This is a genomic window from Tsuneonella litorea (assembly GCF_025154015.1).
Classification (GTDB): Bacteria; Pseudomonadota; Alphaproteobacteria; order Sphingomonadales; family Sphingomonadaceae; genus Tsuneonella; species Tsuneonella litorea.
This window is the reverse complement of the sequence record NZ_JAOAMV010000005.1, coordinates 1-19,053: the sequence shown is the minus strand read 5'-3', so window position 1 is coordinate 19,053 and position 19,053 is coordinate 1. Positions and strand designations below refer to the sequence as shown.

The following is a 19,053-nucleotide window of genomic DNA, read 5'->3' as shown; positions in this document are numbered from 1 at the left end:
GCCGGCCCCCGTCTATTCAGCACTTGTTCGCGCCAGCCACAGTGTATTGGCCAGGGGCGGGACCAGCGGCGTTGTTACACTTGTCCACCTCGTTGGCCGCATTGCCGATGGCGGCTTCGACATTGGCACCCAGCGCCAGCGCGGCGGCACCGACGCCGACGCCGACAATGGCGATGATCAGCGCGTATTCGGCCGCAGAGGCGCCCGATTCGTCAGCGATAAAGTTCTTGATGAAGGTCTTCATAGTCATATTCCCCGTTAACTGCGGACGCGCCGGATGGTGCGCGCCGCAAGTCGTCGTCCAGAGGCCCCGGCGTCTATTTCCGGCTAGCCTAGCTCGCAGTGATGATGACCGAAGCGACCCTGTTATGTTTCTGATATCGAAACCGAGACTTACCTGCTCGCTTCGACCATCAACGCTTCGAAACCGCTACTAAAATCTCCTATCACGGTCCGACCGTCAAATATATTTCGTTAGCAGGAGATTAACAAGGATTTACAGAAAGTTAATTCTCTCGGCCCTTAACGGAAGTGGTAAACGGGTGACACCTAGGACCAGTTTCCTTCACTAGGGTTGATGCCGTGATTCGCGCGATTCGCGCCAGCTGGGCAACCCACAATCCGAGTTCGGAAGGATATCACGTACTTGGCTGACTTTACGGTCCGGAGCGCGCTGTCGTCATACCGTAAGCGACTTTCGCGGCGGAGCGAGGTGATTCCTCGCAAGCTTCGGCACATGACCGTGTCGCTTGCGATCGCCTGGGCCGGGGTATTCTTGCTTGCCGCCTCCTTCCGCATACTGGCCTCGCCGCGCGTCGAACCCGGCGTTGCGGGCTGGCTCGAACTGCTCGGTCCCTATGCAGCCATCGCGCTGGCGCCGCTCGCCGGGTTCACGCTTGCCGAAGCGAGCTTCCCGCCGACGCGGCGAACTGCGCCCCGCGGGACAAGCCTGGTGCAATGGGGCCGATGGCGCAGGCTCAGGATCGGCCAGGCCCGGCTCCATCCGCTGTTCGGCCCCGCGGGCTTCATGGCCTCGCTCCTGATCGGCCTGCTGCTCAACGTCGTGCTGCGCAGCTTCGAATTTCTGCTGGCGATGCCGGCGCTGAGTACGCAGGCCCCGGCCTGGGGCCGCGAGCTGTTCCTTCTCCTGGCGGCAGACGTCGGCGTGATGTCGTTTTTCTACATGATCGCCTTTGCCTTCGCGCTCCACAGCGTCACGCTGTTCCCGCGAACGCTCGGCTTCGCATGGCTGCTCGACATCCTGATCCAGCTCCTCATTGCCCAGCGGATCGGCACGATGCCGGGCGTGCCGACCTACGTCGCAGCGCCTCTTGGCGAACTGCTCAACGGCAATATCGTGAAGGTGCTGATAAGTGCCTTCGTCTGGTTGCCGTATCTGATCCTGTCGGAGCGCGTGAACGTGACGTTTCGTCATCGGACTCGCGAGGAAGGGCCGCACGAGGAGTGAACGGGGCGAGTATTCGTTTACCACACTGATCTGCGAACGGCGCGGATTGTCACGCGATTTGTGACCCGTTTCGGAAGGGCGGCTTTCCTAGCGCTCTGTTCGCCAGCGGCGCACCGTTTCCTTCAGCAGTGCTGCATCGGCGTGGTCATGCGACCAGCTTTCGGAAAATACGGCGTCGTCGGAGGCCGGGCGCTTGTGCGCTTCCAGTTCGTCGATCAGCACGCGCATGGGGATCGGCACGCCTTCGCCGCTGACGATGCATTCGCGGTTGCGCAGCGCGCCGACGGTGCCCGCGATGCTGCGCGCGCCTTCGGTCAACGCGGCGACGAGGTCTGCCTGATCCGACTGGTTGTTCAATCGCAGCGACATGATGGTGCCGCACTGCGACAGCGCGGTTTCAGACAGTTCGGACGGACGCTGGCTCACCATGCCGAGGCATACTCCGTACTTGCGCCCCTCGCGTGCGATCCGCTCAAGCTGCTTTTCGACCGAGCGGGTTGCCTCGCTCTTCTTGCGGGGCAGGTACCGGTGCGCCTCCTCGCAGACCAGCAGGATCGGCGCGCGGCTCTCGCGCGGGGCCCAGATTGCGTAATCGAGGATCAGCCGGGCGAGCGTCGCCACCACCACGTTGACGATCTCGGTCGGGACGCCCGCCAGGTCGACGATCGAGATCGGCTTGCCATTGTTGGGAATGCGCAGGATCTGGCCCAGCAGTTCCTGCAGCGAAGCGCTGGCGAGATCGGCGTTGAAGATGAAATTGAACCGGCGATCGTGAAAGAACTGCTCGATTGTCAGCCGCAAGTGGGTGTAGCGATGCGCATCGGCGAGCTTTTCCAGCCGCCCCGCCTCTTCTTCGAGCGCATCGGTCAGGTCCTTGAACTGGTAGGAGACCGGCGTATCGGCGGTGATCCGCCCCGGCATCTCGGCGTGGATGTTGCGCTGGCGCGCGCGCAGCAGGACCTTGGCCATGATGTTGGCATCGACCGTGCGCTCCTCCCCCGTGTTGGCGATGAAAGCGTCGCAGTGTTCGTCGAGGTTGAGCGCCCAGTACGGCAGTTGCAGGTTAGACACGTCCCACACCTGCGCGGCATCGCCGAACGCGTGGGCGTACTCTCCGTGCGGATCGAAGATGACGACGTGGCCGTGGTTCGCCTGCGACACGATCCGGTCGAGCATGAGGGTGACCGTGGTCGACTTGCCGGCGCCGCTCGATCCGACCACCGCGAAATGGCGGCCCATCAGCATGTCGAACAGCACCGGCGCACGCACTTGCCGCGTGGGGTAGACGGTGCCGATCTGGATATGCGGAGCGTCAGGCGGCGCAAACATGATCGCCAGTTCGCCTTCCGTCGCGAAGTGAAGGGGATCGCCTGGCTGGGGGAAGGACGTTACGCCGCGCCGGAAGCGGGTCAGCCGCCCCTCGCGATCATGAATGCCTTCTCCCACATATTCGAGTTCGGCGATGGTGCGGCCTTCGTTGTCGGGATCGCGCGCCAGTTCGACGAGCACGCAGAACACGCTGGCGCCGGCTACCGAGACGCGGACGAACGCACCGATCGACGCGTTGCCGGATTGCGTGGCCTCCGCCGAGCGTCGGCGGCTCAGGCGATCAATTTCGACGAAACAGACCGCCTTCGTTCCATCGGTTCCCGCCACCCGGCCGATCGCATCGTCGTCCATACTTTTGCCCCCAAAGGAATTCGACGGCCCCTGTGCACCGCGAAAATGACAGCGTTCGGGACCGCCTCGCTCGCGTCAAGCCCTCATGTCGGTCGGTTGGGCGGTTCCGTCATGCCGGCTCAAGATCATTTGCCGGGGTTGTCTCGCCAGGAAACACGATACGGGCATGTCATCCGCTCGCCGCAATCGCGAACTGCCCGCCGTGCCGAACGAGGGTGGCCCGTACCAGTTCGAGCGAACACTCACATTCCACCGGGTCAACCGACAGGAAGATCTTCCCGTGCGCAATCCGCATCGCGAAATAGGGGATTTCGCGATCGTCAACATCGAGGTCGGTCAGCATCCGCGCGATCCCACCGCCCGATGCCCCCAACGCTCCGCCGACCGCTCCCATGGTGCCGAGCGCGTTTGCAGCGATGGCACCACTCGCTGCCACCAGGCCGAGCCCGGGAACGGCCAACAACACGATTCCGAAGATCGCCCCGGCCAGCCCCGCCGCCGTGCTCGCGGTTGCAACGCTGAGCCGCGAATGCCCGGGAGGATGACCATGGTTCGATTCCAGGAATTGACCGGCGCGCCACAAGAGCGAGATCGCGTCCTGTCGCACCCCCACCTCCATCAGCTCCCTGTAGGCCTCCTCAGCGGGAATCGGACCGTCGAACACCGCCGTGAGTTCGCTTCGTTGCCTCTGCCGAAACGCGCGCAGCGCGTCTTCATAAAGCTCGGAGAATCGCGCGCGATCCTCGGAATTCTCGAACACCACGCGCAACCCCGACGTCTGGTGCAACCTCGAGACGCTCGGTGAATGAGACCCTGTAAAAAGTGTCCGTAGCAGCATCTCGACGGTCGTCGGGCGAAGGTCTTGGTCCGTACCGCGATTGATCCACGCGAGGGAAACCGGCCGCGGATATCCCCTCTTCAGGTGGTTGAGCGCGGGAATGTCCTCGGCCCTCAGAACGAAGCAGTGTTCGGGCAGGGGCTCATCTGTCATTCGATATCGATATACCTCCGAAAGCCGCGGAGCGCCGTCGCCCGATTTGCGGAGCGTGCCATGGCCGTTTCGTGCAACGAACGACGCCCGGTATTCCCGGCGGCTACCGAGGGTCCGGCGGCGACTCGGTCTCGGCGCGCGCGAGCGGGCGGCGCAACCCCCCACTCACTCGTATCGAGGCGCCGTTGGCAAGATCGTACCGAGGTGCGTCGGTCTCGGCGAGCGGATCGACGTCGCCCGGCAGCGCGATCGCGAAGTTCGCACCCGCGTGCCGGCGCGGCCGCGGGCTCGCCCGGTGCGGCGCACCCTGCCGGGCACGGCGCTGCGTCGCCAATACGTTTGCCGCGTTCCCCATGCTCCGCGAAATTGCCGAACCCAGCGATTTCTGTGCACGGCCCTGCGCGGCACCCGTCCCTCCGAGGATGATCGCCGTCTCCGCCGCGTCCTGCGCGCGCAAACCGCCCGGCAGGATGGTGAACGACAACCCCACTCCTACGAGCGAGAAAACGGTCCACTTGCTCATTGGCGTCCTCCGTTGCCGGCTCCCGGCCCCATTCGAGCACCGATCCTGAGCGCGCATTGGTGGCCCTGCGTTCGGGCGATCGAACACCCGGTTCACGTGCATGTCGCAATTGCGGAGCCGATTGCACGCCATGCAACGAGCCGGGTTCCGATCGTAGACCCCGCGCCGCGAATTCACAAGCCAAGCAAGCGCCCGGCACGCGGTCGCAAGGTCCCGAGCGTGCCTGCCCTGGATCGCGCCGCACCCCACCCCGACGCAATGAACGTCCGCGTACCGCCCCGCGCGAGGCCAGGCTCGTAGATCGGCATCACGCCACCGCGCAGCCGGTCGATCTTCGACTGGTCCTTGTCGATGCATACGACTTCGTGACCGAAGTCGGCGAAGCACGCACCAGAAACCAGCCCGACATAGCCTGAGCTTGCCATCGCAATATTCATCTGAGCCCTCGGCTGACGTTGAACCGCCGGTCATCCTTGTGCGACCGGGGACGCGTGCAACGATTGCGACGCCCACGTTGTCAATGGCTTACCGGTCGCCTTCCTTACACGCAGGCCATTCCTGGACGGTGGCAACCCGAACACTCCCGTTGCGATTGCAGTCTTGACCAGCGCCGGTGATGCATCGCGCTCACGACGGCGTTCTCGACGTATCGCGCGAGCACCGCGTGGCTGCGCCAACCGCCCGCCTGCATGATGCCAAGCGTGTCGACGCCAGCGACCAGCATGTCTTGCGCCGCCCCCACCCGCATCGAGTGTCCCGAGAGATGACGGACCTGCTCGGCGGACAGGCCTGCGCGCCGTGCGACGACCTTGATCCGGCGGCGGATCGAAGAGGTGTCGAGCGCCGTGGGCGAGACCGCGCCGGTGTGGAGACCGCGAAACAGGGGGCCCCACGCTATCCCCGCGAGGTCGAGCCATCGCCGCAAGCGGGCAGCACTCGCCGCCGAGAGGTATGCCACCCGCCCGTCACCGAACGGATCGGACTTCGAACGCGGCACCACGAGACTGCCGAGGTCCGCAGAGACATGCTCGACACGCATGGCGGCCAGTTCGGCACTGCGGCACAGCGTGTCGTATCCCACGCTGAACAGCGCTGCGTCACGCGCACCCGACAGCGTGTCGGGACAGGCTGCCGCGATCCTCTCGAGCATCCCGGCGGTAAGACCGAGCGCCTGCCGCGGGCGACGCCGCTTCGCGCGCGTTGCCCGCCGCAGCGCAAGGTATACGTCGCTGTGGCGGACCGGCGAGGGCAGGTCCGAGATCCGGTGCGCGAACTGGATCGCGCACACCCGCCGCCTGATGGTGGCGATCGATATCGAACGCGCTTCCTCGTCGATGAAGCGGGCGACCGCCGCCGGCGAGGCGGGCAGCCAATTTCGGCCACTCCGAGCGCACCACCTCATGAACACGAGGAGATCATTTCGGTAGCCACGCAGCGTGGTCGGAGAATATGCTCCGTCACAGCGAGCGAGTATCGCGTCGAGGTGACACCGGCTTGCTGAAGGACCAAACACGGCGATCTGTATGACGCAAAATACGACATTAGACAAGTCTTGATCAGCGCGGCGCAAATCCGCGCGTCACGCGCCTTGATCGGGATATCGGCGGCCGAGCTGGGGGTCCGGGCGGGCCTGCCCTTGCGGACGATCCAGCGATTTGAAACCGCCCAGGGTATTCCCCCGTCCCGGGGAGGCACGCTCGCCAAGGTCCAGGCTGCGCTCGAGGCCGCCGGGATCGAGTTCATCGGCGACCCGCTCGCCTCGCCCGGCGTCCGCCTGCGGCGCCCCTAAAATTCCGAGATCGCGCGCAGGGTCGCGTACGCCTCGCGGAGCAGCCGGTTCATCTCGCGGCGCGCCGCGATCGCCTCGCGGGTGTAGCGACCGCTCCTGAGCGCGTTCTGGTTGCCCCTCGGCGCGCCCGATCCGATCGCGCCCCCGTGCATCCGGCAGCGCCGCTTTCCCGCGACCGCGGGGGCGCGGCACGACGTACCGTTCCGGGTTCGCGCCCCGCACCGCGGCGCAGCCATCATCGGCCCGGTGTCGGGTTGCGGGTCGATCGCCCGTTCGTCGTCATCCAGCGCGCGTGTCATACCTTGGCGGAACCCGCTTTGCCGCGCCGCGCGAGCAGGAACAGCACTGCCGGCCAGACGAGGGTGTTGGCGAGGTCGAGCGCCGAGAACCCGTCGGCGGGATCGGGCCCGAACGAGTCGACGATCTCGTTGGCCACGGCGAACACCGCCACGACGCCGAGCGGCCACCACGAACGCATCCGGCGGCGCGTGAGCAGTGCGGCGGCCACGAAAAGCGCGAGTCCCGTGTGGACGTGGAGCAGGTCATCGCTGAGGCCGAGCGCGTCACCGAGCCCGGCCTTGGCGTGCGAGTATGATGCCGCGAAGCGCGCCAGGTTCGCGGTGATCATCGGCGGTTTCGGGTCCGCTGGCGCACCCGGACCTGCTGGGCCGGCGAGCGCTCCGACGCGCCCGCGCCCGCGTCGCCGCGTTGACCATCGCCGCCGGGACCACCGTTGCCCTTTGCCAGGCTGACATCGCCGACGATCGCCTGTCCGCCGGCCTCGACCGTCACGTGCTCGACGGTGATCTTCTGCTGGCCTCCGCCGCGGTGCCTGTCGAGCGCGGCGTGCTGCTGCAGCGATAACGTCCCCAGCTTCACGGCGTACTTGTAGTGGAGATCGAGCATGTCGCAGGTTTGCCCTGGCGTCGCGGCCCGCCGGTAGCAATCCATCACCGCGTTGTGGGTGGCGAACATCTGGACCGCGAGCATGCCCTCGCGCTCGTCGCGCGGTGCGACGCTCTCGAGAAAATCGAACAGCGCATCGAACTGGGCCCACCTCTGATCCGCGGACGTCCCCGGCACTTGGGCCAGGGCAGCATGTGCCTGCCGCAGCATCGTCATCCCGAAGGCTGGCGAACGCGATCCGACCGCCGCGGCGCCGCGCAGCGGGTCGTCCTTGAAACTGCGCAACGGGCGGCCGCGGTGTTCTGCCGGCGGGTTGTCAGTGGTTTCTGTAAGGTGTTTCATTGGTAATTTCCTTCTTCTTCGCTTTTCCTCCACGGCGCGATTCTACCGTTGGACCACCGCGCGTGCGAACCCCCTGATTTCCACGGGGCCTCCGATATGCCGGCCGGGCGCGGTCCGATTGCACCCGGGTTCAATTTTCGTGCCGCTGGCACGCGAACTCCGCCCCTCCCCATCCGCGATAATGCCCGCGGACGCTGCGCCCTGCGGCTCCGTGCCCGCCCCTGCCGAGCGTTGCCAACATCGGCAACGGCCGCAGAGGCCGGCACGCGAAGACGTCCGCGACCGGGCGCCGCGCGAGCAATCGTCGAATGCAGGCCACCGACCGTTCGTCGCGACCGTGGGCGGCCTCGCGGTCATCACGCCGACGCGAACGTGGGCGCGACGCGGATCCGGCCGGCTCACGAATCGCTTCGGTCCCCCCTTCGCGCGGGCGAGATCTGCCGCTATGATCGAAGCGGTCGCCCAGTCCGGGAGTCATCCCATGAGGTACCGACTTCTCGCGTGCGCAGCGATCGTTTGCTCCACCGCGGCCGCGATGCTCGCCGCGCCAGCCCTGTCCAAGGGGGACACCCCCACCGTCGCTCGCTACGCGGTCGACGCCGGCACGACCACGGGCATCGCGGGAATGGGCGCCGGCGGCGGCCTCGGCGCGGCGATGCGCATGATGCGCGGCGGCAGCGGGCAGATGGTGCACGCGCTCACCCTGCGCCTCGGATCGAGCCGCGCGGCAACCGGCGTGCCCAGGGCTGACCACTTCATGCCGCCGGCCGCGCAGCTCGGCGTATCGGTGCCATTGGTCAGCCCCGAACGAGGCCAGGGCGGCGGGGTCAGCCCCGGCTCGTTTCCCCAGGGACAGGTGCCCCGGGGCCGGCTGCTCCTGTTCTGGGGTTGCGGCGAACGCGCCCCGGCGGGCCAGCCGGTGGTGATCGATTTTTCCAAAATCGCCAGCGGCCAGGTGCCGCCCGGCTTGTTCGCGCAAGCGATGAACCTGCCCGACGACTGGGAGGTCCTCGTCTCGAACAGCGCGAGCTATGGCGAATGGCCCAATGGGCGCGACAGCAAGGCGGTCAAGGCCAACGCCTCGCTGCTCGGCCCGCATCGCGTCACCAGCACTTATGCGCCCGAGATCAGCTTCACGCTCGCCGACGACTTCATGCCGCCGCTCGTGGCGCGCTCGGCCGGCACGCCGACGGGTGCCACGCGGCTCGACTGGAACGCGCTGCCCAGGGCGACCGGATACTATGCCTGGGCGATGGGTGCGAAGAACGGCGGCGGCGACGATCGCGACATGGTGTGGTGGAGCTCGGCGGGTAGCCAGCAGTTCGGCGGGCCGCTCGCCGGGTGGCTGTCGCCGGCGGCGGTCGCCAGGCTTGTGGCGGCGAAGACGGTCATGCCCCCGGCGCAGACGCGTTGCACGATCCCCGCCGAGGTCACGGCCGCCGGCGGCGAAATGCTGATGACCCAGTTGTTCGCATACGGGCCCCAGGCCGATTTTGCCTATCCCGCGCGGCCGGCAAACACGAACGCCGCCTGGCGGCCCGAATGGATCGCGCGGGTTCGGTTTCGGTCGAACACCGCGCTGCTGATCGGCATGCCAGGTCTCGACGACGCGGAGGCAGGCGCGCCACGCGGTGCCGAGGCCGCGCCCGCGGCCAAGCCGAAGTGCAAGGGGCTGAAAGGCATCGCGATGCGCGCCGCGGGTCTCTGCGAATAGATCGGCGCCGGTTGGTTCGATTGCGCCAGCGACCGATGGCGCCGCCGGCACGCGGCCGGGCATTCGCCGCGGGTGGCCGGCTGATCGGCTCCTCGGCCGATCGACGCGATGGCTGGCGGTCGCCTGTCCGCGGGCAGACGCGCGGCCTCAGCGGCCGGGATCGGGGTTGGCGTTCGGTCGCTCCGCGTCCCTGGGGCCCGATCCGCCGCGCGCCGTCAGCCCAAGATGGGTCGACCGTGCCCAATGCGCTGATCCCCAGGACTTGGCGTGATCCTGCGACGACCTCGTCGGTCACTGGCAGCAACTGGCACGGCGCGTGACGGTCCGCCGGGCGCTCTCGCCGCGTGGCCTCGCTTCGGAGGGGATACCGCAAGATCGTTCGCGGCGCGACAGGCTTTCTGGGTCTGTGCATGGGGTTGAATGCGACTTTTGCCTGCTGCCCCCCGAACCTACCCCCCCTCGCCCGATAACGCCACCTACCGCGCCGCACGGTAACAGGTCCGCGGGTAGGGCGTAAATGTTCGCCCAGAACCCCAGGTGAGCGGCGGTAGCGAGGCCGATGTTCGGGACCGCAACCCGGACCTTGCCGATGTCCCGCGCGAAGAAGATGGGAAACACGCACACGACCCAAGGTAACGCCCCGTGAGGCTCACGAACATGTGGTGCTAAAGCCAGGCTCCAGCCATCCGGGCGAGTAGAGTGCTTGCAAGATTTGACCCAGCTCGACCTGCGTCGACACCCGCAGCGTGTTCGCGTTCGAAGCCGGTAGCACCCGCGACAAAACGGCCCGGCACAATCGCGCGGCTGTCGCCGTCATCGACCAGAGTGGCCAGAATGGTACCGGTTCGTAGGTCCGTAACCGTGACCTTGAAGCGAACGCCCAGTGGAGTACCGTCGGCGGGCGTCTGGACGATCGCCAGCATAAGATCGGCGAGTCGCGTAATACCGCTCATCTCGGCGCTCTGCTTGTCGAGCGGTCCGCCGGGCTGCGCGGCGATCGAGCGCATCGCCAGGTTGCGATCGACCAGACGTACTCCTGCCGATTGAAGGCGGCCCTGGAACGCCTCGAGGAAGCTCCATTCCTCGTCTTCGTCCAGCAGGCTGCCGCGCGAATCGTCCGTCACCTCGCGCTTGCCAATGCGCGTTTCGCGCTCGTAGGCAGAGACTTGCGCGCCTTCGGCATAGCGCCCGTTGCGCGATACCGCTGACGCCGCGCCCGAAGCCGCCTCGCCGCGTTCAAGCATGACGGCGTCATAATCGTTGGCGATCCGGTCGCTCAGCTCGCGGTTCCAGAACACCACGATGCGCGGTGAGCCCACGCGACGGTATTCGGCGGCGGACCGTGCCTCGTCAAATCCTCGCGTATCGACCGCGCGTGGCGGTGGCGTGAGCACCGGTGGCGTGCCGGAGCGGAATCCTGGACCGGCCTGGGCCGCCGCGGGTGCCGTCAGGCTCAACACGCCGGCCGCGATGGCCAGCCTGGCGATGACAACGCGCATGGTCATTCCCCCGCGATCTCGATCAGGTAGTACTTGACCTCGTCGCGCTTCATCGAGCGCTCGCGGTACACACCAGTAGCATAGGGCTGGATGATAACGCGCTGCCATGCCGAGGCAGGCTCGACCGGATACTGTACGTCGTCCATAAAGCTGGAGCGGGCGCGGATGCCCAAGGGTCGCCCAGTGCAATTGACGAAGCGCGCGCTGACCTCGACCGTGTCGGTCTCGGTCCGCCGCGCGAACAGCGCTTCGACCAACACCTCGCGGGTGAGCGCCTTGTCAGTGAACTGGACCGCGTTCAGATCGATCGGTGTCATCGCCCGCGCGACGTTCGCGACCAACGCTGCCCCGGCATATGGCGGCGCCTTGCGCGCCTTGCCGGTCTTGCACTTGAGCACCCGGTTCTCTCGTGCTGCCGCGTCGCTCGCGGGGAATGCGAGCGACAATGCTGTTGCGGCGGCGAGGCAGGCCACGGAGCCACACGCGCCGCCAAGCAGCAACCGGCTCACCTTACGTCTTCCCCGGCTTCGGGCACTTGCGCTTCGGGATCAAGCGCCATCGTGCCGCCGACCGTGGCGCAGGCGGCGAGGCCGAGCGCAGCGGCGAGCACAACAATTTTGCGGGTCATGGCCTTCATGGAACTTCCCTCCTGTTAGCGGTAGACGACGTCGTCGGTGGCAGCGCGCGAGATGTCGTAGCCGTTCGACCAGACAATTGCCCCGCTCTCCAGATCAACGAGTTCGAAGGTGATCTGCGTGAAGCGCTGGATCGTGCCAGTTCGCGAACTGCGCGCGTCCTGCGAGGCGATGTTGCCGGTCAGCCGGAAGTCGCCGCCAAACTGCGCCTGGGTCATGCCTGCGGTGCCACTGTCGGTGACCCCCTCACGCTTGAGCGCACGCTCTTCCTCGATCATCGCCGCGTTCTGCCGTGCCAGGAACACCAGGCGCCCGTCGCTCGCGCGGTTGAGACTGGTGCGCAGGCGGTCGGTAATCAGATTGGCATTGATCCGCTGCGAACTTTCATTGGTGAAATAGCGGCTGTCGACGATTACACGCGGTGCGGTGGCGCGGGCGGCAATCACCGGTTGCGCCAAGATATCGCGGACCATCTGATCGGCCATCGACAGCAGATCGCGACTTTCGATGCCCACACCCTGCACAGGCCCCGCCATGCCCGCGTCCAGATCGGCCGACTTGCGCCGCTTCTGGGCATGGGCTGGGGTAGCGGCGAGTCCTGCGACCAGCAAAGCGGTCATTGCGCCGCGCATCAGCCCGCGGGTTTTTGAGTTGCGCACGATAAGTCTCCGTCCATCGAAGGGGTCCATGTCAGATTGTCCCTGCAAGCAGGGCTGCACGGAAATCTGCGTCGCGCTTGGCTGCCTCGGGCTTCTTGGCCCGCCATTCGGGGGCAAGTTTGGGGGTACCGGGGATGCCGGCCTTGGCCGCCGCCGCCGAACGGTCGGTCGCCCATGTGAGATTGCAAGCCTGCTTGCCGACTTGCGTCATCGTCGCGGCCGGAGCCCCTGAACCGAAGGTGGGCACCCCCCCTGCGACGGGCACCGCGGTTACGAAGACTGCGTCGGGCAACGTGTCCCAATAGCGCACGTCGGCCTGGGTCTTGGTCGCATCGGCGAGGGCTCCGGCCCCGAGGCCGCCGAACATGCTCAACATGCCAAGCCCTGGTATCTTGTCCGCCAGGAGGCCCGATGCGACCGAGGCGACATCGCTGATGGTGTTCATCGTGTCCTTGTAGGCGACCTTGCCATTCATGATCGCGTCGAACGCGCGCCCCCCTCGCGTGGTCGCTTGAAAGGTCATGTCTCCCGCGCGGGTGAGCGACGCGTTGGCGAGTGTCGGCGCGGGCGCGGTGGTCGGCGCGTAGTCCATCGACGGCGCCAGCGTGACAAGCTGGGCGCTCTTGCCGCGGCGCAGCTTGACCGGGCCTTGCCCCGATTCGGCGATCACGAGCGTCTTTGCCTTGGGCGCGGGGGCGGCGAGCCTGGCGTCGATGTTGGCTGCGGCGGCGAATGAATCTCTGGCCAGCGCGGTGTTGCCCATACACTGTGCCGACCACCCGGCGAGGTAGTTCATCAGCGCGAAGTCCGACTGGAACTCCTCGCTCTCGGACACCGTGTCCTGGTATTCGGCGGACACGAAGCTGGCGCGCGCGTTGCCATAGTCTCCCTCGCGCAGGAACAACAGACCGCGGTAGTAGTAGGCCATCGCCCGTTCGTAGGGATCGCCCTTGAAGTCCTTTATGCTTTCCAGCGAGAACTTGCTGCGCGCCGCCTTGGCAGCCGCGTCGTTGGCGTAGATGGCCTCGATCCGGTCAAGCGCCTGATCCAGCGCCCACTTGGCGGTGTCGTATTCGCCGCTGGCGATCGCAGCGACGCCAAGCTTGGAGAAGTTGCCGACCGCGTTGTATTCACCATCCCGCAGCAGGGCGGAGTAAAACGGGCGCAGCGCCTCCGGCTTGGCATCGACCCATTCACGCCCGCCCGGAGGCAAATCGGCAGCGAAAATCGGCCGTCCGCGCGACATCGCCGGTTTGCCGGCCAGATCGGTCGCCCTGACCGGCTTGGCGTTGGCGACCAACGCTTTGATCATCTCATCGTCGGGCGCTTCGAGCGCGTTGTAGAAGTAGACCCGGACCTTGCCGGCGACATCGGATTTCTTCGCATAGAAGGTCAGTTCGTACTTGCCGGCCTTGGACACGCCAGACCCAAACCCGCAGGGCTGGACTTTCGGCCCGCCCTTGCCGGCCCATCCGCTGAGCGGCTTCCAACCGGGGCGCGGACCGTTGACGCGGTCGGCCTGCTCGAACTCACCCATCTGCACCAGGTCAATGTCGGTGGTATAACGGCAAACGACGTTTTCCTTCTCCATGAGATCGAAAGAAAACGATTGCGCGGCGTGTTTGGCGCCGGTCTTGGGGTCGGCGACGTACCCCTGCGCCGAATCGAGATCGATCAGGTAGCTCTCGCCGGGGATCGCCGGGATTGCGATGATATGGCGCTCCTGGGAGGGCGTGGCGGCCCAACCATGAGTAGCCATTGCAGCGAGACACGCACCCGAAACAGCGCGCGCGAAAACGGTCTTTCGCATCAGTAACCCCCTATTTGCGACCGACCCCTGACCGAATCCCGCCAGCCTCTTCGGTCGCGGGTTGCAGGGTATGCCGGTGGATCGAGGGTCGATACCCCAACAAACTTTAGGTGGAGCCCGCGGGGCCTCGGGGCTATCGGCCGATCTTTGGAAGGGGCTTGGCGTACGGGGCATGCGGCCGATCATCGTCATCGACGATCACGAGCTGGCACACTCGGGCATCCGCCTGTTGCTCTCGCACAGCGACGAGTTCTGCGTCGCCGGGTGCTTCTGCACCGCGCGCGAGGGGATCGATTTCGCCGCGCGGAGCGAACGTCCGCTGATCCTGCTCGACTTGGAGTTACCAGACATCGAGGGCCTCTCGGCGCTCGGTGAAATCGTCGCGCGCGGGATTGGCGACGTGGTGGTGATGACCGGGGTGACCCGGCCCTCGATGCTTTGCCGTGCGGTCGAACTCGGCGCGCGCGGACTTGTGTGCAAGGGCGATCCGATCGAGGAAGCGCATCAGGCACTGCGCGTGGTATCCAAGGGCGACACGTTCGTCTCGCGCTGCGCGGCCGAGCTACTGGCGCGCGCATCCGTGCCGCCGGTGACGCTGTCCGAACGGCAACAGGCGATCCTGCAGTTGTTGGCCAGCGGATGCAGCAACAAGGAAATCGGCTATCGCCTCTCGATCAGCGCACCGACGGTATCGTTCCACCTTGCCGAGATTCGCCGCAAGCTCGACGCCGACAACAGCCGTCAGGTCGTGGAAAAAGCGCGTACCGCAGGAATATTGGCCAGCCCCCTGACGTAGGGGTGGTGGAGCATTTCACGGCACAGCGGCCGGACCAGCAGCAATTGCGACTGCGCCGCGCTCGCCACGCGCGTTTCTGCCCGCGCGTCGTTGGCGATGACCACCGTCACCCTTCCATCGGCCGCGCCGGCCCCGCGCTGCAGCGCGCCAATCTCGCACAGTCGCAGGCCTGGTTCTGCGCCGGCAAGTTCCTCGAGCGAGAGCGTGTGGACACCGTGGGACGCCGGATTGGGCAGCACGACCGTCACCGCGGTGCCCGAGGCATCAGTCTCGACCATGTAGCTGCCCTGCATCAGCGCGACAATTTCGCGGATCGCTCGCCATCCGGTGCCAACCCGCATCGCGAGGTCTGGCGCGATGGTGTCGCCGGCGTGCTCGTTAAGCCAGGCCGCCAACTGCGCAGACATACCCGGCCCGCTGTCGCGCAGGGTCAGCCTCAGGAGCCCGTCATCATTAGTGCATTCGAGCGCAACCGTTCCGGATTCGGTAAACTTGATCGCGTTGTTGAGAAGGTTCGAGATCAGCCGGGCAAAGAGCGCCTCGTCCAGAATCGCCTTGCCCGCGCAGCTGCTCTCGACTGTCAGCACGATGCGGTCGCGCTGGGCAATCGGGGCGTAGATGTCCGCCAGCCCCTCGATCGTCGCCCCGGGATCGCTCACGCCGAGCGCAAGGAAACGACCGTCGCGATTGCCGATCGATACACTCGATGCGATGATATCCTCGAGGTGATGAGCCGATGCCTCGAGCAGGGTGATGAGATCGGATGGAGGCGAGCCCGTCCCCCCTGCCGCTTTGCTGAAATGGACCGCGCTGTTGAGCGCGTGAAGCACATGGCGGGTGTCGTGGGCCGAGCCTTCGAGCAGACGATCGCGCGCGTGCACGTCGGCGAGCGCGCGGGCGCGGTCGTCGGCCAGACGGGCGGTCTCCTCGCTCAAAGCGAGTTTCTCCAGCAATGCGGCGCGGGTATCGCGCTCGGCGGCGACGCGGTCGGTATAGAGCTGGCGCAAGTGCAGCACGAGGGTCAGAGTGGCCATCATGCACTCGAATAGCCCAATCGGACCGACCCAGTGCCAGTTGACTGTCAACTGTGGGACCAGGCCCGAGATCGCGACCGCCGAATAGGCAATGTAGATCGCCATGCTGAACCAGGCGATAAACAGCGGCCAGTAGATGCGGCTGCGGCGGATGCCGAACCAGCCGATCACCGGCATGACCAGCGCTCCAGCGACGACGTAAAGCCAACCGAAGCCGTGAAGGGCCATGACCGGAATGCCTCCGATGACTAGCATGGCCAGCGCGGCGGCAAGCAGCGCCCCCCCAAACCAGACCATCGCGCGCAGGAACCGATCAAACCGCGGCAATGTTCGGCGGGTGTCAAGCATCGCGCGGCCGAACTGCATCATCAGGAGCGCGAAGAGCGTGCGCAGGATCTGGCCCAGCATCCCAGCCACCTCGGGCCAGGGATAAAAGAAAAAGATGGTTGAATAGCCTTCGGCGTTGAAAGTGTTGGCGGCGAACGCCAGCTCGGCCGCTCCGAGCCACAAGAACTCACGCCGCCCGGTGACCGCGAACACAAGTCCGTTGAGCAGCAGCAGAATGATGCTTCCCATCACCACCCCGGCGATCAACGCAATGTTGGCCCGGCGTTCGCGAAAGAAATCGGCATAGGACTGGATCGACAGCGGCATCCATGACGACGCACGGTCCTGGAACTTGAACAAGTAGGTAATCGTCTGTCCCGGCGCGAGGTTTACCTCGGTCGCGATTGCCTGGTAGCTGTCGAGCGTGCGGCCGAGTTGGGCGGTATTGGCGTAATCGAGCAACGGGTCGATGCCGCCAGAGGTCACCCTGTAGAGCTCGAACTGGTCCACGGTGCCACGCCCGGTTGATAAGATCCAAGTGCCTGGCTGCTTGCCAGCGTTCTTGAATCGCAGCACGCCAAGAATCGTGTCGCCCGATTGTCCAAATTGTGTCGAACTATGCCGAACTGGCTGCACGTCGGTCAGTGCCTTTACGCCAGGCGCTGTCTCAGGGGCGACGGTTTTATAACGAACCGCAGCGCGGAGCGAGGAGATGCTCTGGCCCGGCGTCAGCGATACGGTGGGGATTGCAGCCGTTAGACTGACTGTCGACAAAGCTAGCACCAGCGTCGCAGTCCAGCGCAATATGCAAGAAATCACCGGCCCCCCGGCGGAAAAAGCCACCCAAGAAGAGCTAGAATTTTGACAAGTCAGCCCAAATGTCAACTTGCGATTGGGGAGATTTTTCCGTCGCAAGCGAAGCGAGCTCGCCCGAAGGCCAGTGCCCGAGTCGGTCTAAGCGATACATGACGACCCGAATCGGGGAGAGCATTATCGTCGTGGCTAGGGCGGATCGAACCCTAGCCGAGGCTCCGCTTATCACCAGTAGGGGGCCACGCCATAGCTTCCGTAATAGCCGAAGATCGTGTCGCCGTAGGTGCGGTGCTTTGGTCCACCCAGTTCGCGTATCTCGGCCGCATCGTAATGCGGCGCCCCCTCGAGTGTAGCCCTCTTCAGGGGCACCACAAAGCCGTCCTGCTCGACGTCGTATTCGAGAAGCGACCACGGGATCGGATGAAACTTCTCGCCTATGCCGAGAAACCCGCCGAACGACATGATGGCGTAGATGGCTCGTCCGCCCTCCTTCTCGATTGAGATGTCGTCAACCTCACCGATGCGATCACCTTCCCGGTTATATACTGCAGTCCCCACGACGCGGCTCGACAAGATCAACGGGTGGCCTGCAGTTTCCTGCATCCGCTCGCGTGTTGTCTGTTTCATGATGGTTCTCCTCTTACAAAGGGAACACACCAAGAACGCTCAAAGCGCGCATTTGCTCCGGCCTGATCGGCTTCAAAAGTAAGGCGGGCGGGATCAGGCCTTCGGGTGAAATTGTTGGCCCTGCTTCTGCGCTTGCAGGGCCCGCCGAGCCGTTCATCCCTCCCGCGAACCCGAAGGACGCTCGGCTTTCGCAAAGTCTAGGCGAAAACTTCATTGCCTCAATCCGGGACAAGGAGTTCGCAGTTGGTTGGTTGTGGGTAACTTTGGCGCGTTTATCCAATCCTGCGAGGAATGAATGAGTTAGGAGCGATAAGCGACCCGGGGGGCCGAGCGACTTGGCACCTTCCACTAACGGTCCTGCCGTGCGCGGTCGCATTCCTAACTTCGGTCAACTTACCCGTGGCTCAGATTTTCGGTAGAACCGGTCCCAGACACGAGTCGCCGGGTCCAAACGGCGGGTCGTGTCGCCTGTGTTTGCTAAGTTGGCCACCTCTTCGGTTGGGGACGGGGAAGCCTGAGCCGGTTGGGCCCCGTCAGCGCAGTGTAACGGCTGTCGGTCCCCATCACTGCCGGCCTCACAACAGGCGATCGATCAGCTCACGCACAATCTGAAGCAACCAATAGCCCACCGGCACGATGGCAATGAGCACAAGAAGCACAATTGCAAGCTGACCGGAGTCGGGGAGGTGAGGCTTCATCGCTCCGTCCCTCTAGCCCCAGGCCCCACCTCACTCGATGAAAGGCGGGGCCACTGTTAGGGGGCATCCCATCCAAAGGGATGCGAGCACGATGATGGCGGCCGGCTCGCAACACAATTCTCAAAAGTTAAGGATACCGGATCTAAGCTTGGGCGTGGGTTTGTATTCGCCGCGGAACAGCCGGCGGGCGGCAGGATTGGGAGGAAAATGGCGGGCCAGCGGATGATTGATCCAATAAGGGAAGGCGGAAATTGTGCAAGCCGCCCACGCGGTGTCTGCTCGCAGAAAGCTGAAAGTCAGGCCGGAGTTTGTAAAGCCTTCGGATTGTCCAGGATCTCTGCCAACCACCCGGACTAGGCAGCCACCAAGTCTCGTAATTTTCCGAGGAGGCGCCGTCGCTCCTCGTTTGATAGGGTCGGAAGGCGTTCCTCGACGCCCAGGCTTGCTTCGCCCAATCCTTCCTCGCCCAAATACGCAGCAATTCAGTCCGCTTTGCAGCTTTCTCAAAGGGGCATCATCGAATGCAAAAAGGCTGCTGGCTGCGCACAATTCCCAAACATTCGCCACCCTTCGTGACGGCTTATGCGCTTTGAGTCAGATTCTTGGCAACGCGGTCGGTCTGCCAGTGGGTCGGGTATCAGCGCCGCGAGTGTCCGTTTTTGGGCTGTATTCTGTTGAAAAACTCCCCTTGCCGAGGGACTAAACCGCTGATTCAATGATCCCGACAGCCGGGAGATCAGCG

At 65.1% G+C, this 19,053-nt stretch carries 20 protein-coding genes and 1 pseudogene; 4 read left to right on the top strand and 17 right to left on the bottom strand.

Annotation, left to right across the window (positions count from 1 at the left end; all coding sequences use genetic code 11):
* Nucleotides 1-16: 16 nt before the first annotated feature.
* Nucleotides 17-244, bottom strand: a complete 228-nt coding sequence (locus tag N0B51_RS10350) for a Flp family type IVb pilin (RefSeq protein WP_259962267.1) — start codon at nt 242-244, stop codon at nt 17-19.
* A 492-nt stretch (nt 245-736) separates the two neighbouring features.
* On the opposite strand from N0B51_RS10350, the gene N0B51_RS10345 reads away from it, so the two are divergent.
* On the top strand, nt 737-1,468 hold the full coding sequence (locus N0B51_RS10345) for a DUF2569 domain-containing protein (RefSeq protein ID WP_259962266.1): 732 nt from the start codon (nt 737-739) through the stop codon (nt 1,466-1,468).
* An 87-nt stretch (nt 1,469-1,555) separates the two neighbouring features.
* On the opposite strand, the gene N0B51_RS10340 is transcribed toward N0B51_RS10345, so the two are convergent.
* From N0B51_RS10340 to N0B51_RS10320, 5 genes and pseudogenes are all read right to left on the bottom strand, one after another.
* Nucleotides 1,556-3,148, bottom strand: a complete 1,593-nt coding sequence (locus N0B51_RS10340; protein WP_259962264.1) for an ATP-binding protein — start codon at nt 3,146-3,148, stop codon at nt 1,556-1,558.
* Between the two features lie 169 nt (nt 3,149-3,317).
* Nucleotides 3,318-3,935: a hypothetical protein gene (locus N0B51_RS10335; protein WP_259962263.1), complete on the bottom strand. Its 618-nt coding sequence runs from the start codon at nt 3,933-3,935 to the stop codon at nt 3,318-3,320.
* Between the two features lie 307 nt (nt 3,936-4,242).
* Complete coding sequence (locus N0B51_RS10330; protein ID WP_259962262.1) at nt 4,243-4,662, bottom strand: hypothetical protein; 420 nt, start codon at nt 4,660-4,662, stop codon at nt 4,243-4,245.
* A gap of 284 nt (nt 4,663-4,946) precedes the next feature.
* Nucleotides 4,947-5,099 (bottom strand): annotated as a pseudogene (locus N0B51_RS10325) (UDP-glucose 6-dehydrogenase); the annotation flags it as partial.
* A gap of 104 nt (nt 5,100-5,203) precedes the next feature.
* On the bottom strand, nt 5,204-6,175 hold the full coding sequence (locus N0B51_RS10320; RefSeq protein WP_259962261.1) for a tyrosine-type recombinase/integrase: 972 nt from the start codon (nt 6,173-6,175) through the stop codon (nt 5,204-5,206).
* A 75-nt stretch (nt 6,176-6,250) separates the two neighbouring features.
* Here N0B51_RS10320 and N0B51_RS10315 point away from each other — a divergent pair, with 75 nt between their 5' ends.
* Nucleotides 6,251-6,451, top strand: a complete 201-nt coding sequence (locus N0B51_RS10315; protein ID WP_259962260.1) for a transcriptional regulator — start codon at nt 6,251-6,253, stop codon at nt 6,449-6,451.
* Here the strand turns inward: N0B51_RS10315 and N0B51_RS10310 are convergent.
* Genes N0B51_RS10310 through N0B51_RS10300 form a run of 3 tightly spaced genes read right to left on the bottom strand, consistent with a single transcriptional unit; the run spans nt 6,448 to nt 7,699 of the window.
* Nucleotides 6,448-6,750, bottom strand: a complete 303-nt coding sequence (locus N0B51_RS10310) for an HGGxSTG domain-containing protein (protein WP_259962259.1) — start codon at nt 6,748-6,750, stop codon at nt 6,448-6,450. The two genes, N0B51_RS10315 and N0B51_RS10310, sit on opposite strands and share 4 nt — an antisense overlap.
* Complete coding sequence (locus N0B51_RS10305; protein WP_259962258.1) at nt 6,747-7,079, bottom strand: hypothetical protein; 333 nt, start codon at nt 7,077-7,079, stop codon at nt 6,747-6,749. Before N0B51_RS10305 ends, N0B51_RS10310 begins: the two co-directional genes overlap by 4 nt.
* Nucleotides 7,076-7,699, bottom strand: a complete 624-nt coding sequence (locus N0B51_RS10300) for a hypothetical protein (RefSeq protein WP_259962257.1) — start codon at nt 7,697-7,699, stop codon at nt 7,076-7,078. Before N0B51_RS10300 ends, N0B51_RS10305 begins: the two co-directional genes overlap by 4 nt.
* A 481-nt stretch (nt 7,700-8,180) precedes the next feature.
* On the opposite strand from N0B51_RS10300, the gene N0B51_RS10295 reads away from it, so the two are divergent.
* Complete coding sequence (locus N0B51_RS10295; protein WP_259962256.1) at nt 8,181-9,413, top strand: hypothetical protein; 1,233 nt, start codon at nt 8,181-8,183, stop codon at nt 9,411-9,413.
* Between the two features lie 665 nt (nt 9,414-10,078).
* Here N0B51_RS10295 and N0B51_RS10290 read toward each other — a convergent pair.
* Genes N0B51_RS10290 through N0B51_RS10270 form a run of 5 tightly spaced genes read right to left on the bottom strand, consistent with a single transcriptional unit; the run spans nt 10,079 to nt 14,208 of the window.
* Entirely contained in the window at nt 10,079-10,918 is an 840-nt protein-coding gene (locus tag N0B51_RS10290) for a hypothetical protein (protein WP_259962255.1), read from the bottom strand.
* Nucleotides 10,915-11,421 (bottom strand): putative periplasmic lipoprotein, encoded by a 507-nt coding sequence (locus N0B51_RS10285; RefSeq protein WP_259962254.1) that lies wholly within the window; start codon nt 11,419-11,421, stop codon nt 10,915-10,917. Before N0B51_RS10285 ends, N0B51_RS10290 begins: the two co-directional genes overlap by 4 nt.
* Nucleotides 11,418-11,549: a hypothetical protein gene (locus N0B51_RS10280; protein WP_259962253.1), complete on the bottom strand. Its 132-nt coding sequence runs from the start codon at nt 11,547-11,549 to the stop codon at nt 11,418-11,420. The genes N0B51_RS10285 and N0B51_RS10280 overlap by 4 nt, the downstream gene beginning before the upstream one ends.
* Before the next feature lie 15 nt (nt 11,550-11,564).
* On the bottom strand, nt 11,565-12,236 hold the full coding sequence (locus N0B51_RS10275) for an LpoB-related protein (RefSeq protein ID WP_259962252.1): 672 nt from the start codon (nt 12,234-12,236) through the stop codon (nt 11,565-11,567).
* Nucleotide 12,237: 1 nt separating this feature from the next.
* Nucleotides 12,238-14,208 (bottom strand): hypothetical protein, encoded by a 1,971-nt coding sequence (locus N0B51_RS10270; RefSeq protein ID WP_259962251.1) that lies wholly within the window; start codon nt 14,206-14,208, stop codon nt 12,238-12,240.
* On the opposite strand from N0B51_RS10270, the gene N0B51_RS10265 reads away from it, so the two are divergent.
* Nucleotides 14,189-14,812 carry a LuxR C-terminal-related transcriptional regulator gene (locus N0B51_RS10265; protein WP_259962249.1) on the top strand — a complete coding sequence of 208 codons (624 nt, stop codon included), beginning with the start codon at nt 14,189-14,191 and terminating at the stop codon, nt 14,810-14,812. The genes N0B51_RS10270 and N0B51_RS10265 overlap by 20 nt on opposite strands.
* Here the strand turns inward: N0B51_RS10265 and N0B51_RS10260 are convergent.
* The 3 genes from N0B51_RS10260 to N0B51_RS10250 form a co-directional block, all read right to left on the bottom strand.
* The gene (locus tag N0B51_RS10260) at nt 14,758-17,058 is read right to left on the bottom strand and encodes a sensor histidine kinase (RefSeq protein WP_259962248.1); all 2,301 of its coding nucleotides are present in this window, start codon (nt 17,056-17,058) and stop codon (nt 14,758-14,760) included. The genes N0B51_RS10265 and N0B51_RS10260 overlap by 55 nt on opposite strands.
* Before the next feature lie 153 nt (nt 17,059-17,211).
* Nucleotides 17,212-17,613: a PRC-barrel domain-containing protein gene (locus N0B51_RS10255; protein ID WP_259962247.1), complete on the bottom strand. Its 402-nt coding sequence runs from the start codon at nt 17,611-17,613 to the stop codon at nt 17,212-17,214.
* A 575-nt stretch (nt 17,614-18,188) separates the two neighbouring features.
* Nucleotides 18,189-18,311, bottom strand: coding sequence for a hypothetical protein (locus N0B51_RS10250; RefSeq protein ID WP_259962246.1), 123 nt, complete (start codon nt 18,309-18,311; stop codon nt 18,189-18,191).
* Nucleotides 18,312-19,053: the final 742 nt, after the last annotated feature.